12 protein-coding genes and 3 pseudogenes are annotated in these 12,117 nt (G+C 65.0%); 5 read left to right on the top strand and 10 right to left on the bottom strand.

Annotation, left to right across the window (positions count from 1 at the left end; all coding sequences use genetic code 11):
* Positions 1-17: 17 nt before the first annotated feature.
* Genes WDW90_RS22200 through WDW90_RS22210 form a run of 3 tightly spaced genes read right to left on the bottom strand, consistent with a single transcriptional unit; the run spans position 18 to position 2,743 of the window.
* The gene (locus WDW90_RS22200; RefSeq protein ID WP_336489634.1) at positions 18-980 is read right to left on the bottom strand and encodes an ABC transporter substrate-binding protein; all 963 of its coding nucleotides are present in this window, start codon (positions 978-980) and stop codon (positions 18-20) included.
* A 45-nt stretch (positions 981-1,025) separates the two neighbouring features.
* Positions 1,026-1,898, bottom strand: coding sequence for an ABC transporter permease (locus WDW90_RS22205; protein ID WP_336489635.1), 873 nt, complete (start codon positions 1,896-1,898; stop codon positions 1,026-1,028).
* On the bottom strand, positions 1,898-2,743 hold the full coding sequence (locus tag WDW90_RS22210; RefSeq protein ID WP_336489636.1) for an ABC transporter ATP-binding protein: 846 nt from the start codon (positions 2,741-2,743) through the stop codon (positions 1,898-1,900). The genes WDW90_RS22205 and WDW90_RS22210 overlap by 1 nt, the downstream gene beginning before the upstream one ends.
* 230 nt (positions 2,744-2,973) lie before the next feature.
* Between WDW90_RS22210 and WDW90_RS22215 the strand changes: the two genes are divergently transcribed.
* Positions 2,974-3,321, top strand: coding sequence for a transposase (locus WDW90_RS22215; RefSeq protein ID WP_336489637.1), 348 nt, complete (start codon positions 2,974-2,976; stop codon positions 3,319-3,321).
* Between the two features lie 80 nt (positions 3,322-3,401).
* Here the strand turns inward: WDW90_RS22215 and WDW90_RS22220 are convergent.
* Positions 3,402-3,545: pseudogene (locus tag WDW90_RS22220) on the bottom strand (acetamidase/formamidase family protein); the annotation flags it as partial.
* A 40-nt stretch (positions 3,546-3,585) separates the two neighbouring features.
* Between WDW90_RS22220 and WDW90_RS22225 the strand changes: the two are divergent.
* Positions 3,586-3,846 carry a ribbon-helix-helix protein, CopG family gene (locus WDW90_RS22225; RefSeq protein ID WP_336489638.1) on the top strand — a complete coding sequence of 87 codons (261 nt, stop codon included), beginning with the start codon at positions 3,586-3,588 and terminating at the stop codon, positions 3,844-3,846.
* A gap of 29 nt (positions 3,847-3,875) precedes the next feature.
* Here WDW90_RS22225 and WDW90_RS22230 read toward each other — a convergent pair whose 3' ends face one another.
* The 3 genes and pseudogenes from WDW90_RS22230 to WDW90_RS22240 form a co-directional block, all read right to left on the bottom strand.
* Positions 3,876-5,141: a porin gene (locus tag WDW90_RS22230; RefSeq protein WP_336489639.1), complete on the bottom strand. Its 1,266-nt coding sequence runs from the start codon at positions 5,139-5,141 to the stop codon at positions 3,876-3,878.
* 1,094 nt (positions 5,142-6,235) lie between these two features.
* On the bottom strand, positions 6,236-6,601 hold the full coding sequence (locus tag WDW90_RS22235; RefSeq protein ID WP_336489640.1) for a hypothetical protein: 366 nt from the start codon (positions 6,599-6,601) through the stop codon (positions 6,236-6,238).
* Between the two features lie 352 nt (positions 6,602-6,953).
* A pseudogene (locus WDW90_RS22240) lies at positions 6,954-7,157 on the bottom strand (transposase); the annotation flags it as partial.
* On the opposite strand from WDW90_RS22240, the gene WDW90_RS22245 reads away from it, so the two are divergent.
* On the top strand, positions 7,134-7,400 hold the full coding sequence (locus tag WDW90_RS22245) for a Rossmann-fold NAD(P)-binding domain-containing protein (protein WP_336489641.1): 267 nt from the start codon (positions 7,134-7,136) through the stop codon (positions 7,398-7,400). The pseudogene WDW90_RS22240 and the gene WDW90_RS22245 sit on opposite strands and share 24 nt — an antisense overlap.
* Before the next feature lie 220 nt (positions 7,401-7,620).
* Here WDW90_RS22245 and cuyB read toward each other — a convergent pair whose 3' ends face one another.
* Positions 7,621-8,379 (bottom strand): cysteate racemase, encoded by a 759-nt coding sequence (cuyB, locus tag WDW90_RS22250; RefSeq protein WP_336489642.1) that lies wholly within the window; start codon positions 8,377-8,379, stop codon positions 7,621-7,623.
* Positions 8,380-8,393: 14 nt separating this feature from the next.
* On the bottom strand, positions 8,394-9,296 hold the full coding sequence (locus WDW90_RS22255) for a LysR family transcriptional regulator (protein WP_336489643.1): 903 nt from the start codon (positions 9,294-9,296) through the stop codon (positions 8,394-8,396).
* A 481-nt stretch (positions 9,297-9,777) separates the two neighbouring features.
* Here WDW90_RS22255 and WDW90_RS22260 point away from each other — a divergent pair, with 481 nt between their 5' ends.
* Positions 9,778-10,674 carry an alpha/beta hydrolase family protein gene (locus tag WDW90_RS22260; RefSeq protein WP_336489644.1) on the top strand — a complete coding sequence of 299 codons (897 nt, stop codon included), beginning with the start codon at positions 9,778-9,780 and terminating at the stop codon, positions 10,672-10,674.
* A 689-nt stretch (positions 10,675-11,363) separates the two neighbouring features.
* Here the strand turns inward: WDW90_RS22260 and WDW90_RS22265 are convergent.
* Entirely contained in the window at positions 11,364-11,570 is a 207-nt protein-coding gene (locus WDW90_RS22265) for a hypothetical protein (protein WP_336489645.1), read from the bottom strand.
* 336 nt (positions 11,571-11,906) lie between these two features.
* Here WDW90_RS22265 and WDW90_RS22270 point away from each other — a divergent pair.
* A pseudogene (locus tag WDW90_RS22270) lies at positions 11,907-12,117 on the top strand (hypothetical protein); the annotation flags it as partial.

Below are 12,117 nucleotides of genomic sequence, written 5' to 3' on the forward strand. Positions count from 1 at the left end.
ACGATGGTATCAGCTCCTCAGTTGCCGGCAGTCGCCTTCGTGATGAAGTCGCGCCGCACGAAGGTGGCGTAATCGGGCTGGGCCGAGAGGTTGCCGAGCGCGATCTGCGTGTCTAAGCCCAGCGTCATCGCCTCCTTGGTGATTTCCACGCTGTCGGGATAGACCTTCTCGTTCATCATGCGCTTCACCGCCGCCTGGATCACGGCCGGGTCGAGGTTCGGGAACTCTTTCTTGGCCACCGCCACGGCCCTGGCGGGCTCCGCATGCATCAGCCGGATCGCCGCCTGCATGCCGTTGACAAAGGCCTGGGCGACGGCCGGGTCGACGTCCTTGCGGGCGCTCACCGCCGAGAAGGCGTAGGGGCCGTACTTCTCGGGGAAGCCCAGCACCACCTTCATGCCCTTGGCGACGACCTGATCGAGGCCGGGCTCGTACATCACCGCGACCTTGGCCTGACCGGCCAGGAATGGGCCCGGCTCGGTGCCGAGCGCGACCTGCGTGAGCGTCACATCATCCTTGCTCATCCCGTTCTCCTTCAGGAGCTTCAGGAACAGCGAGGTGCTGGTGGTCGGCATCAGGCCGGTGACGATGGTCTGGCCCTTCAGGCTCTTCACGTCGGTCCAGGGGAAGTCCGGTGCCGTCGCGATCCAGACTGCGGCGCCGTTAACGACGTTGGCCACCACGTTGACGGGCGCGCCCTTGGAGGACGCCACCGCGGTCCATTCGGGCCCGTGGATCGAGAACTGCGCGCTCTTCGAGATCACGGCGGAGAGCGCGACGCTCGGCGCACCAGCCGTCTCCTTCGTGACGTCGATGCCGGCCTCCTCGAACAGGCCCTCGTCGATGGCGACGTAGAGCGGCAGGTAGAGCATCGACTGGAAGGCCTGGGAGACCGTGGCCTTCAGATTGGCGGCGAGCGCCGGGAGCGGACTCGTGAAAGCGAGCAGGGCAGCGAGCAGGGCGGGACGCAGCGGCTTCATCGGGGCAAGTCCTAGGTAGGAGGGGCGAAGGGGAGAAAGGGGGCGTCAGACTTGGATGCCGCCCGCGGTCGAGACCTGGCGCCAGGGCAGGATGCGGCGCTCGACGACGTCGATGACGTGGTAGAGCACGAAGCCGACGAACATCAGCACGAACAGCCCGACCCAGACCGTATTGAGGTCGTAGAGGGACGAGGCGTTGTAGATCAGGTGCCCCAGGCCGCGCTGGGACGAGATGAACTCGCCCACCACCGCACCGACCAGCGCGAAGCCGATATTAATCCGGAACATCCCGATGATCGCCGGCAGAGTCGAGGGCACGATCACCGAGCGGAAGATCCGGTTCTTGGAGGCTCCCATCGAGGCCATCAGCGCCTGGAGGTCCGGATCGGCGTCGCGGGCGGCCTGGTAGGCGGCAATTAGCGCCACCAGTGCGGTCAGTGAGACCGCGAGGGCCACCTTCGAGACGAACCCGGTGCCAAACCACAGGATCACGATGGGCGCGAGTGCGATCTTCGGCACTGAGTTGATCGCCACGATGAAGGGCTCGACCACCCGGGCGACGAGGACCGAGTACCAGAGCCCCAGGCCCGCCAGCGAGCCGACGAGGGTGCCGATGACGAAGCCGAGGATGGCCTCGATCAGCGTGTACCAGGTGTCGACCGCGAGGCTGCCGTCCATCAGGCTCGCGCTGAAGACGCGCCAGATGCCGGAGGGCGCGCCGACCAGGAATTCGGTGAGCCAGCCGGCATCGACCGCGATCTCCCAGGCGGCGAAGAACACGGCCACCGCGGCGGCCTGGATCAGGCCGCGGCCGAGGGTGGTGTCGACCGCGCGGGCGAGCGGGCCTGGGCCGCGGCGGATCGCGGCGGGGCGCTCGGCCTCGAGTTGCGCGGCGGATTTCAAGGCGTGCGTCGTCATCAGGCGGCCTCGGCGCGAGGGGGAGAGGCGGACCCCGCGCGGGTCTGGATGTCCAGCTCGCCGCACAGGGTGTGGAAGTAGTCGGAGAAACGTGGGTCGCTGCGTGCGCCGATCGGCGAGCGGTCGCCGAGCTCGATCGCGTGCACGGTCTTCACCTGCGAGGGCCGCCCGCCCAGCACCACGACGCGCTTCGACAGGGCCACCGCCTCGTCGATGTCGTGGGTGACGAGCACCACCGTTTTATTGAAGCGCTCCACCGCGTCGAGCAGCACGCCTTCGAGATAGAGGCGCGTCTGGTAGTCGAGCGCCGAGAACGGCTCGTCGAGGAGCAGGATGTCCGGATCCATGATGAGCGTCCGGATCAGCGCCGCGCGCTGGCGCATGCCGCCCGAGAGGGTCTTCGGATAGGCGTTCTCGAAGCCGCCGAGGCCGAACTGGGCGAGGTAGCGGCGGGCGGTGTCGGAGGCCTCGCGCGGGTCCGTGCCCTTCATCTCCAGGCCCAGCATCACGTTCTGCAGCACCGTGCGCCAAGGAAACAGCAGGTCCTTCTGCATCATGTAGCCGACCCGGCCGCGCAGGCCCGGCACCGGACGGCCGCGGAACAGCATCGTGCCGGCATCCGGTTCGAGCAGCCCCGCGATCACGTTGAAAACCGTGGTCTTCCCGCAGCCCGAAGGGCCAATAATGCTGACGAAGTCGCGCTCGTGGATATCGAAGCTCAGACCGTCGAGGACCGGGACCGGGCCGGCCTTGGCCTGGAAGCTCTTGCGGATGCCGCGCAGCGCGAGCTGCACGGGGCCGGTCTTCTGGTCGGCGGAGCTGTTGGGGGTCGGCGCGTGGTCCATCGGAACTCCTCGGGCGGCATCGCTCGCCCGAGATTGTCCGGCGCGGTGTGTGGAATCCCAAGGTGAAATGGGCTGCAGGGCGAGCCGGGCCTTGCGCAAATCGGCGCCTTCCGGCCCGTCCGGCGGGCGCTTCCGCCGCTAAACGTCAAAATTGCCGGATCGGGCGGTCCACTTCTTGCTCATCCGCGGACGAGGGGTGCACCCGCGGCTGCCGAATTGGGAGGTCCTGTATGCGTCGATCACTGCACACGGACGAGGAGATCGCCTTCCTGCTGGGCGAGGCCGAGCGCGGTATACCGATCGCCGAGATCTGCGCGAGCGCCCACGTCTCGCTCGGCACCTTCTATCGCTGGCGCCGGCGAGTCGGCGGGCTGAAGCCCGCGGGCGTCGCCCGGCTTGACAGGGTGGAGCAGGAGAACGCGGCCCTACGGGCGGAGGTGCAGCGGCTGCGCTCGGCGCTGATGGCACGGTCGGTCCCTGCCGACCGGACCAGCCCGGCGGCAACGCGGCCGAGTCCGCACGACCGCGGGGCAGAGGTCTGCGTGGGCCGCATCGCGTCCGGTCGCACGGCGAATTGAGGTCGGGGACGGAAGGTCCGCCTTCGCTGCCGGATGCGGTGCGGGCCTCCTTCTATGAAGAGGGCCCCCCTGCCTTAGGCTCATCCCTTATGGGAGATCGCCGCTTCCGGCATCAGCATGTGCACGCCCTTGTTGCGGCCGACGGTCTGCGTGATTCGCAGGATCCCGGCGAGCGAGCAGAGCATGTAGGCTTGGTTGCGGGTGACGTCGGTGCGCGCACAGACGAGCAAGACAGAGCGCTCGCCGAGAAGAACGAAGAGCAACATGTTCGAAGCGGGCAAGCGCGGCCGTCCCCGGGCCGACACCATTCCACTGAGCATTCGCCTGCCACGCGCCTATGTTGTGGCTCTCGACAAGGCCGTTGCGCGGGAGGGGAGCCGCCACTCGCGACCGCAAGCCGTGCGCCTCATCCTGCGAGAATGGCTGAACACGCGTGGCTTGCTGGGAGAAGACGAGCTGTCGGAACGCTTCAGTGATCAGCATTCGAGCGCAGGGGCTGGTAGCGCTCGTCGTTCCTGCCCATGACTGGCTCCCTTGCGGGCTCGGACTGCCTCTCAGAATGTGATGCCAGTCTCCACCATGAAGCGGTCCTGCGATGTCCGGTTGCCGGAGCGCCCGAAGCCGGTGCCGAGGGTGCCGAGGGCGAGATTGCCGCGGGTGATGTCGAACAGTTCCACATGCGAGTACTCGCCGCGAATGAAGTAGCGGTCGAAGGTGAAGGTCGGAGTGATCGTAAAGGACAGGGCCGAGCTGCCGGCGCCGTAGAGCAGGCTCGTGGTGCCCGAGCCGCGCACGCCGGTCTGCGTCTCGTACTCGAAGCGGCCGGCCAGCGCGAATTTGTCGGTGAAGGCGTAGCTCGCCAGGATGGCGCCGCCGTAGGTCGAGGCGCCCTGCAGGATGCCGAGGCTCATGTCACGCTCGACATTGGTGAACTGGAAGTAGGGCGAGACAATCCAGGGACCGTTCGAGTAGGTGTAGTTGACGTTGAAGATGCCGCTGTTTTGCTGGAACAGGGGTGTGGCGAACTGGTAGCGTAGGCTGCGGTTGAGGACGTTCGTGCGGTCGAGGTTCAGGCCACCATTGATGCCGACCGTGTTCGAATCGTCGAGCTTGTAGGTGATGGCGCCAGTCAACCAGCTGATCTGGCCGGAGAAGAAGCCGTCGGTGCCAGCGATTGAAGCGGACCATGGCCCGTCCGAATAGTTGATCTGCACGCCCTGGTTAATGATGTTCTCCTGGTTGAACAGGAGGCCGCGCGAGATATTGAGATTCTGGAAGGTGAAGGGCGCCTCAGTGCCGATCAGCGTCGGCATGCGGCCGCCCTGGACCGACCAATTGTCATTGAAGACGAACTTGCCGAACGCGACCGGCAGCGGGCTGAATAGTAGGTCGGTCTGGTCGAACGTGCCATAGTTCACGAAGCCGAGAGCGGGAATCGCGTAGGCGCCAGCCTGCACGTAGAACTGGAACGGCCCGTCCGCCTTCTGGATCCAGGTCTGCAGGTTGCTGAAGTCGACCCGCGCGGCCCGGTCGCTCGGAAGCGGGGCCGCCGAGAAGGGGAACTGGTTGGTCTGGGTGTAGGCATAGCCGGTGACCGCGCCGCCCACGTAGATGTCACCGAAGCCCGGGACGGTGAAGCAGGCCGGGTTCGGGCTTGCCTTGATGACCCCGTTGAAGGCAGGCAGCGAGAGCGTAGCCTTGCAGGACTCGGGGACTGCGACGGGTACGGGCGTGACCGGCGCGGCGAGGTCGGCGGCGAGGGCGGTGCCGGATGAAAGCAGCAAAGCGGCGAGGCTGGGCTGGAGGAGGCGCGCAGTCACGGCAGTACCCTACATGAGCTAAGTTACGCCCAAGCTGACATCAGTTTCGCTGCCTGCGCAAAACTAAATGCTGAGCGTCTGCTCAATTATTGGGCAAAAGGCTTTTGTTGCGAAACCGAGTGGGCGCATGCGTCTCTTTTGCAACATCCTGGTCTGCCGGTATGGATCTTTGTCACCTGGGGTGGATAAAGGGTCTTCCATAACGCCTATTTCGCGAACTGCACCGTAGTCGAATGGTGCTGCTAGGTTCCTCAAGTTCGATTGGAAGGCTGCGCCTGCTGAGATGATCAGCCACCCAGAGCTACCGGGAAGGCGGGACCGCCCCTCGCTGCGTCGGCCACGTGTTAAGACCACAAGCTTTCTTGAGCCGTGTGTCTGCCTTGGCGAGGAGCTTGGCCGAGTGGTCAGCATTACCCGCCGCTGCGGCGCGGTCCGCAGCGGCCACGTCGTTTTTGACGAGACGGCACAGGAAATAGACACGAAGGCGAGAGAGTAGCTCCAGCATCGATCGTCTCACAGCAGAGACGGTCGCTGCATGCAAAATTCATGCGACAGGGACTGTGCGCTGCAGCAAGGGTTGATGCAATGCAGCGCTTCTCTCGTTCCCTTGCAGCAGCGCTGTAACCAGTCCCTGACGGGCGTTTCCTCCCTCGACTTCGGGCCGCCGATCTGGCGGCCCGCTTTCTGTCAGAACCTCCTGAACTCGCTGCAATCGTCAGCCCACGGCCTGTAGCTTGCCTGGGACCTATCTCAGGCTGCCTCTACGGCCGTTGCGAGGGGGAGGCAGCAGTTTGCAGCGAGTGAGGGTTAGATGGCCATCTATGATCGCAACGAGCCTGTGACTCTGATGTGGAATGAGGGAGCGCCTAACACGGGCGACCAGCGATAGTGTAGCCTCTTCGAGGCAGCGTGGATCGCCGTGGAGAATTTCAAGGACCTGCCGAAGCAGACCTCCTACGTCATCCTGCGCTCCGGATATCCCATCCGCCATCGGGCGCTGCTTTCCACAACTATATCAGCAGCTTGGCCATCGGAATTCGGCGCCTACCCACAACTCTGCCCACGATTTTCGCCCGTGCTAACGCCGATGCGCCTCAATCTCTGTCTTTCAGCAGGTACAAGTCGCCGAACTCCGCCGCGCTCAGCTCGTCGCCCGTGGGCAGCCGGATCTTCACCGCGATGCCCTTGGCTTCGCATTCACGCGCCTTGTCGTAAGCGTCACTTGGTCGGAGATAGTTCTCGCTCTTCGCCCCCTCCGCGGTTTCAGTGGTCACGGTGAACGCCATAGCAGCCTCCTGGCCGGCCAGCTTCAGACGCTTGTACCCAGTCCAGAAGCCGCTTTCGACCCCACGCGGACCTTCGAGCTTGCCGCTCGCAATGACCGGAGTTGATGGGAAGCGGACATGGCAAGGCGCATGGTAAGCTGAGCCGATGCCCGACCTAGCCTTTGCCGCTGCCATCGCGGTTGTCGCCGCGCTCTACTCGGCTGTGAGACAAGCAGGCGGCACCGGCTACGTTGCGCTGATGGGGCTGGCTGGCTTTGCTTCTGAGACAATCAAGCCCACCGCCCTTGCGCTCAACATCCTTGTGGCAGCGCTGGCCTGCATCCGCTTCTACCCGAGCCAGGCCGCTGACGTGGCGGGCCTGCTATCCCTTCGGGGTCCTGGGCTTGCCGTTCTGGCTGGCTTGTGTCGGTGGTGGTGGCTCGGCTGGCTCGTGGTTAGGAGCGCGTCACCTCCAGCCGCGCACTCTTCGGCTATTGCTGGCGGCCCTGCTGCTGGCCTCGGCCGTGCGCATGATCGCCACGTCCTTTTAGCTAGAGGCTGTCACCGACTGCTGCGAAGTGGGCGCTCCTGCGAAGGAGTAGGACGCTGAAGGCCACGAGCGGAAGCGGGCCATCCAGGCGAAGGCGCGCTCGACCACCCACCGGCGTGGCAACAGGACGAAGCCGCGCTTGGCCTCTGGCAGCTTCACCACCTCCAGGGCAATGCCGTGATCGGCGGCCGCCTTCGCCGCGCGCTGCAGCCCCACCCGGACTACCTCTCGCTCAGTATCGGCAAGGCCGGCATCCGCGCCCTGGCGCTTGGCCTATTCGAGAGCTTCAAGGAGAAGGGCATCCACGTCGCGACCGTGACGGTCGCCGGCTTCGTAAACCCGGGCTCGGAGGACGCCAAGACGGTGGGCGAGCAGTTCTGGACGCTCCACAACCAGCTCCAGGGCTCGTGGCAGGTCGAGGCCGTCTACACGCCGAAGGACTAATCGGCCCACCGGCCATCTCAGCAGAGCATCCAACATGCCTGCCCATGCAAACGGCCTCGCTGACGCGGGGCCGTTCTTCGTTCTGTAACGCCCAGCCTGCGAGCCACACCGAGATCTTGCTCAGATCCTGCGGAGCAAGCCCTATTGGAGCAGCTGCGCCGTGACGGCCCGTACGGCTGCATGTGCCATTGGGCAATCGGTGAGATCTGGAGTACGGTGCTTAGGCGGCGAGCCCCATCGCCGGATCATTCGTGCCCGCTGCGCAGGCTTCGATGCAGGCGCTGGCCAATGCCTCGGTCGCATCCACCAGCGTGGAGCGTAGCGCACCGCCGACTGACGCGAGCGCCACCGGGATCTCGGTGCAGGCCATGACGACCTGACGGCAGCCCGCCGCCACAAGCACCTCGGCCTGTGCCCGCAGGATCGCCGTCGCCTCGGCGAGCTGCCCGGCCTTCACCAGCCGGATCGCTCGCATCACATCAGTCTGTCCGGCCGCGTCGGGCGTCCGGCAAGCGAACCCGCGCAGAGCAAGGCGCTTCTGGTAGATGCCGGCCTTGATCGTGCCGCTGGTCGCCAGAACGCCGATGCAGCCGCCTTCCTGACCAGCGAGCGTGTCAGCCACCGCGTCCACGATGTGCAGGACACGAACGGACGTCTCGGCCTGCAGGGCCGCATGCCAATAATGGGCCGTGTTGCAGGGGATGGCGATGCAGCTCGCACCTGCCGCCTCCAGCCGCCGCAGGGTGTCGCGCATGGCCGGGAAGGGATCTGCTCCCTCGCCGAGGATCGCGGCGGTGCGGTCCGGGATGTTGACTGCCGAGCACACGACCATCGGGATGTGTTCCTGGTCGCAGGCGGCGGGCGTGTTCCGGACGACCTTGCCCATGAAGTCCACGGTCGCCATCGGACCCATCCCACCGAGAACACCGAGCATCGCGCCCTCCTGTTGTGCGAGCACGATGCGCGGCGGCAGGTCCATGGTCCAATGCTGTGTCAGACCGTCTTATTCCGATCCTGCATAGTTTCAGCGGCGACCGCCTCCGCTGCCTGCCAAACCGCCGATACCGCAGCGCGGCGGTGCCCCTCATTGCGGTATAGGCGCACCTCGAGCGGGGTCTCCTCGCCCGTCGTGATCAGGCGGCCTTCAGCCAACTCCCGTGCCACAAGGGAGCGGGGTAGCCGCGCGAGGCCATGGCTCTCGAGCGCCATGAACTTCAACGCCTCGGCCATCGCGTTCTCGTTGATGTGCGTGATCGTGGCGGGCGGGCCGCTAACCGGCGCTTCAGCGAAGGCCGCAACCCGGCCGAGGAAGGAGTTCTGGGCATAGCTCAGGACCGGCATGGCAGCGGTCTCGTCGGTCAGCGCCGCGCTGCACACGGCCACGAGGCTGTCGGTGCCGACCACTTGGTGTGGGAACTGCCCCGGATCGAGCAGGATCGGCACGCTCGGATGGTGGAACGTCAGCAGGAAGTCGTAGCCGCCTTCGACAATCGCTTGAATGCAGTTGTGGAAGTCGTCGGGCAGCAAGCGGCTGCCGAGCGGGCCGGTTTGCGCCTCGATCTGCCGGAACCAGCGCGGGAAGAACGTCAGGGCGAGGGTGTGAAGCGCCGCGATTGCCACGGTCTGCTTGCTCGGGCGGCCGCTCGCCTGCAAGGCGGCGCGGCTGCCGTGGAGCATCCGCACGGCCTCCTCGGCGGTCTCGCGAAACTCACGGCCTGCCACCGTCAGCGTGGTCGGGTAGGTGCTGCGGTCGATGAGGGAGACGCCGAGCCACGTCTCAAGCGCCTGGATACGCCGGCTGAAGGCGGATTGCGTGACGTGGCGCTCCTCGGCGGAGCGCGAGAAGCTGCCCGTTCGAGCAAGGCTGGCGAAATCCTCAAGCCATTTCAGCTCCATGATCGCAGGAGCCTAGCGGCGGAACGGAGGTGAAACCAGGGCCTCGCCTCATCCCATGATCGAGATCCCCGACGGCCGCGATCCGAGCGGGTTCCGTAACGCCCGGCCGACGCGACGCGCCCTCAGCGTAGCCGGTCGCATCGAGAAATCCTGTCGTCTCATGCATCCGGATGAGCCGTTCTTGATCGCCGAACACCGACCGCCTGCACGACAGCAGAGCACAAACTGACCAGAGGAGGTAACTCCGAATTAAGCCTCGGCACGAATCATGAAATCCGGGGTAAGCAATGAAAATCCTTGACAGCAACATTGGTGTGTAGAAATTGAGCTTCACAGTAATAATTGTTCTTTGCACGTAAGTATCAATCGAAGCGCGGATATCACAGGAGAGCGCAACCTGATTTTGCGGCTCGTCCTCCTTTGCATTTCCGGCCAGGGGGCGCTGGTGCGCATGCCAATCACGGCGCCTCGGAAGCACGCGATGACGAGACGGCTGCTGATCTTAGGTTCCCTTGTCCTTATCCTCGGTCTGTCCGCACGATTCGGCAGCGATCTCTGGTCCAAACCGGGAGACTCGCGGATCTCCTTTGAAGAGCCCAGCGGCACGACGTCCGGTCCCATGACCGTCTACCTCCACCGTCCAGACACATGGCGAGCCCAGGACGGCCGCATCCTCGTTGTCCTGCATGGCGATGACCGAGACGCGAAGGGCGTGCGCGATGCTTGGCGCGCCGTAGCCGAGCGGTACGGCTTCCTGCTCGTCGCGCCGGAGTTCAGCAAGACCAAGTTTCCGGGGACACGCTGGTACGATCTTGGCAACGGCACGGACGAGGCTCGCCATCCGCAGCCGCCGGGGGAGTGGACCTTCTACGCACTGGACCGTGCCGTCGATGCAGCACGTCGCGCCACCGGCGCCGCCTCCGAACGGTTCAAGCTGTACGGCTTCTCCTCAGGTGGCCAATTCGCCCATCGCTACCTGCTCCTGACCGGCGCACCGCGCGCCGACCTCGTCGTGTCCGGAAGCCCGGGCTGGTACACGCTTCCGGTTGCCGACCGCGCTTTCCCCGTCGGCTTAGGCGGAGAGCCCGTGAGCGAGCAGGCGCGACGTGCGGCCCTCAGCCATCCTTTCGTGATTCATCTGGGCGAGGACGACACCAACCCGCGCGATGACTTCGGCATCCCCTCCGGCGAGCAGAGCGAGATCGCGCCACAGGGCACGCACCGCTTCGCCCGCGGCTGGTACTTCTACGAGGCGAGCCGGAAGGAGGCGGATCGCCTTGGCGTACCGTTCGCCTGGAAGGTCGTGACGGCGCCGGGGGTCGGTCACGTGGTCGGCGGGCTCGCCCAGCATGCAGCGCGTACGGTCCTCGAGCCATGACCGGCTTCGAGGGCCTGTCTCTGAGAGCCGGTCTGCAGCGCGAGATGCCTGATCCCATAACGCTCGATCTGCGAGCAGCGCGGCGCCTCTGCGGCTCGGCAGAGTAAGCCTTATTGGACCGCCAAGACGGGACCACTGCAGCGGCCGCCAGACAGTTGGATCCTCTTCTCCGTCGCCGGTGCGAGAAGGTGTGGTCTTGCTCGGTAACAGCTTGAGACGCATGACGAGCCGAGGTGCTGCCACTGCCGTGGCGGGAATGCCTACGATTGCCGCTGCCCAGAGCAGTTTCCGTGATTCTTGAATCACGGAAACTGCTCCAAACCATTGATCTGGCGCGCTTTCTAATCGCCAAACCGGCAACCACTTTGGCGGAAAGCGCGCTAGACGGCGCCCCGCGCTTCTGGTGCGGCACATCCCTGCCAGCGGCAACATCGTCGAGTGGCTATGGATGCGGGTGACCGAATGACGGCTCGGCGCAATCCGCTTCAAAAGGGCTGCGACAAGCTCCAGCGGCTCTTGCCTTGCCGCAACTCTTGCTCACCTCAGATCACGACCGACCACAATTCCTGGGCGGCTGTAGTGCGAGAGCGGTTGCCACCCATGCTCCCAGCCAGCCTCGCAAACAATCAAAATTTCAAAGTACCAACTGGATTGTGAGCCCGTGCCATATGATGCGCGAGGGCTGCGGCTCAAGACTCGTTCATCTTCTCGGCGCGAGCTGTCGCGATCATTTCTGCAGTCACCGTAACGAATTCATTGCCGTTCACGAGCACGTCCCCAGGTTCAAGATCTTCAACGCCGTTGTAGCGCTTCCGGCTCTCAAACGAAGGGCACGTATCGTTTTCGAACGCATCTTCGTGTATTAGACCGGACCCTGTCTGGTAAAAATAGGCCATGATCTTTCCTCCTCATATTACATATAGGACTGAGTTGCTCAAATCGGAACACTGCCAAGGCGGCCTTGTGGCTTCATCGTAGTCGGAATGACCCCAGCCGTTGTCCTCGTCATCTTCGGGCTGTTCTACGCCCTCGACGGCGCCTGAGGTCTGCCCATCGCCGTGCCGCCGATGAAGGCTGCCTCGGCTGTCCCGAGCTATTGCGGGCGCCGGCTTGGTCCTCACCGCCTACTTCTTCCTTGCTGATGTCACGGAAGCGTTTCCCCGCCGGGACTCCCGCGCTGCCTCGAAGCTCAGTCCCATTGCGTTGGCGGCAGCCGCGGCTGAAGATGGGTCATGACGGGCCGCGTCCCTATCGGCAGCTCTCACGATGCTGTTGCCCCGCTTCAGCCAGGCAGCGGCATCGTCCGGTTTGCCACCATTCTAACCGCGACCATCCTCGCAAGCTCCGCCTTCGCATGCGCCACGCCGTTCGCGGCGCTCGCGACCTGGGCGGCGCTGTCACTGCCCCGACGCGAGGGCGTCGCGCTCATCGCGCTGGCGTGGC

Source organism: Methylobacterium nigriterrae (genome assembly GCF_037106235.1).
In the GTDB taxonomy this organism is placed as follows: Bacteria; Pseudomonadota; Alphaproteobacteria; order Rhizobiales; family Beijerinckiaceae; genus Methylobacterium; species Methylobacterium nigriterrae.